At 34.4% G+C, this 2,838-nt stretch carries 4 protein-coding genes; all 4 read right to left on the bottom strand.

What is annotated here, in order from left to right; all coding sequences use genetic code 11:
* On the bottom strand, nt 1-259 hold a 259-nt coding region (locus FPG59_RS15405), incomplete at its 3' end, for an IPExxxVDY family protein (RefSeq protein WP_140344702.1).
* A gap of 114 nt (nt 260-373) precedes the next feature.
* Nucleotides 374-1,114 (bottom strand): ribonuclease III, encoded by a 741-nt coding sequence (rnc, locus tag FPG59_RS15400; protein ID WP_086455434.1) that lies wholly within the window; start codon nt 1,112-1,114, stop codon nt 374-376.
* A gap of 4 nt (nt 1,115-1,118) precedes the next feature.
* Nucleotides 1,119-2,372, bottom strand: a complete 1,254-nt coding sequence (gene fabF, locus FPG59_RS15395; protein ID WP_086455433.1) for a beta-ketoacyl-ACP synthase II — start codon at nt 2,370-2,372, stop codon at nt 1,119-1,121.
* 177 nt (nt 2,373-2,549) lie between these two features.
* Nucleotides 2,550-2,786, bottom strand: a complete 237-nt coding sequence (locus FPG59_RS15390; protein ID WP_007137004.1) for an acyl carrier protein — start codon at nt 2,784-2,786, stop codon at nt 2,550-2,552.
* Nucleotides 2,787-2,838: the final 52 nt, after the last annotated feature.

Here is a 2,838-nt window from a genome sequence, read left to right as displayed (position 1 = left end):
TCTCTTGTAGCACTTCATTCTTATTTTGGATTAAATCCCAAGAAATTTCATTTTCAGGGCCTTCATAGAAAAATCTTGAAAAATTTGTTTCTCCCTCTTTAATCTTAATTTGAATTTCATTGCTACATTTACTCAAATTGATAGGTAATTTTTGATTTATAAAATAAGCCAATCGATAATCTTCTAATGAGGTATGTATAGCAATAAGATGATAGTCTATTGCATCAAATTCACCTAAATTAAGTTTAAGATTTGCCATTTCATCAAAAAATAAGATGTAAATATAGCATTTCTATTGAAGTGTATAGTCTTCTAAATAAGATGTTTTTGTTAATTTATGAACGAAAACGATATAGTTTTATAGAAAATTGTATTATTTTCTGTCCATTTTTTCTTGAAATGCAAAATAAGCGCGTTGGGAAGCTTTTTCTTCTGCTTTCTTTTTAGAGGTAGCCCTTGCTTTTGCAATGACTTTGTCGTCAATACTAAGTTTAACACCAAAAAAGCGTTGACCATCAATAGAGTTGTCATCAAAAATATCGTAATGAAATATTTTTTTCTCTTTTTGGCACCATTCAATTACTAAACTTTTATAACTGATAACTTTTCCTTCTAAGCGAGCAATATCTACATAAGGAGTGATTACTCTGTTTCTAATGAATTTTTCACAAAACTCGTAGCCTCTATCAAGGTAAATAGCACCTACTAGAGATTCAAAAATGTTACCATGAATATTTTCTCCAAAATGTTGAACAGGAACTTTACTTTCTATAAATTGAATTAAATTTAAGTCTTTGCCAAGCTCGTTTAAATGTTCCCTACTTACTATTTTAGAGCGCATTTTGGTAAGGTATCCTTCGTCACCTGCTGGTGCTTCATTAAATAAATGAGCAGCAATAACCGCGCTTAACATAGCGTCTCCTAGAAACTCTAAGCGTTCATAATTGATGGGATTGCCAGATAAATCAAGTCTATTAGATGATCTATGGGTGAAAGCTTTGGTGTAAAATTCTAGATTTAAGGGAGGAAATCCTAGGATTTTCTGGATAGAATCAAAAAAAATCCCGTCAGTAGCCGAACGGGATTTTTTAAATATTTTTCTAATTATATTCATACAATTAGATATCTAATTTTTTTACCAAAACGCATGCATTGTGGCCTCCAAAACCAAATGTATTGCTCATCACTACATTCATATCTCTTTTTTGAGCTTTATTAAATGTAAAGTTCAATTTTGAATCAATGTTTTCATCATCTGTAAAATGATTGATAGTAGGAGGTACTAAGCCATGTTTTAATGAAAGTATAGCAGATATAGTTTCTACAGCACCAGCAGCACCTAGTAAGTGACCTGTCATTGATTTTGTAGAATTTAAATTCATGCTATAGGCATGTTCGCCAAATACGTGAAGAATTGCTTTTGACTCTGCCATATCACCAAGTGGAGTAGATGTTCCGTGCATGTTTACACCATCTACATCGGTAGGTTTTAATCCAGCATCTCTAAGGCAGTTTAGCATTACATTTTTAGCACCAAGTCCTTCTGGATGTGGAGCTGTAATGTGGTAAGCATCTGCCGACATACCGCCACCACCTATTTCACAATAAATGGTTGCACCACGAGCAACAGCATGTTCGTATTCTTCAAGAACCAAGGCACCCGCTCCTTCTCCTAGAACAAAACCATCTCTGTCTTTGTCCATTGGTCTTGAGGCCGATTTTGGATCGTCATTTCTTGTTGATAGTGCGTGCATAGCATTAAAACCTCCCATACCAGCAATTGTTACCGCAGCTTCAGAGCCACCTGTAACCATAGCATCGGCATGGCCAAGTCTAATATAATTGAAAGCATCTATAATGGCATTTGTAGAAGAAGCACATGCAGAAACAGTTGTAAAGTTAGGTCCTCTAAAACCATATTTAATGGAGATATGTCCACCTGCAATATCAGCAATCATTTTTGGGATAAAGAAAGGATTAAATTTTGGCGTCCCGTCTCCTGAAGCATAATTAAGAACTTCAATTTGAAAAGTCTCTAATCCGCCAATTCCTGATCCCCAAATAACGCCCACGCGGTCTTTGTCAATTTTCTCCATATCAAAACCAGCGTCTAATACTGCTTCTTCAGATGCAACCATGGCATATTGAGCGTATCGGTCCATTTTACGGGCTTCTTTACGATCAATGAAATTTTCAACATTAAAGTTTTTAACCTCGCATGCAAAGTGAGTTCTAAATTTAGAGGCATCAAAGTAAGTGATAGGTGCAGCTCCGCTAACGCCATTTATTAGCCCGTCCCAATACTCTTGTACAGTATTTCCAATAGGGGTAAGAGCGCCTAATCCTGTTACCACAACTCTTCTTAATTCCATAAATTCTTTGTTATGTTATCTTTAAACAAATAAAACCCACGCTGATACTGTATAAAATACTACAAAATAGCTATGGGTAATACAATAATATCTTTTGGATTGAAGTTCAATCTTAATTTTAATATTTAAAAAAATAATAACACCCGTTCACATGAATGCAAGCGGGTGTTTGATTTATTATTTTTTAGCTTCCTCGATGTAAGAGATTGCTTGACCTACAGTAGCGATGTTTTCTGCTTGATCGTCTGGAATTTGGATATCAAATTCTTTTTCGAATTCCATAATAAGCTCAACAGTGTCTAATGAGTCAGCTCCTAAATCATTAGTGAAGCTTGCTTCTGTTACAACTTCGTTTTCGTCAACGCCTAATTTGTCTACGATAATCGCTTTTACTCTTGATGCAATGTCTGACATAATCTTTAATTTTAGAATTTAATTTGTTGGCAAAAATAAAAAACTTTATTTT

It is taken from the genome of Flavobacterium sp. FPG59 (genome assembly GCF_002150205.1).
Classification (GTDB): Bacteria; Bacteroidota; Bacteroidia; order Flavobacteriales; family Flavobacteriaceae; genus Flavobacterium.
The sequence above is the reverse complement of the archived record's forward strand: the minus strand, read 5'-3'. Positions and strand labels throughout refer to the sequence as shown.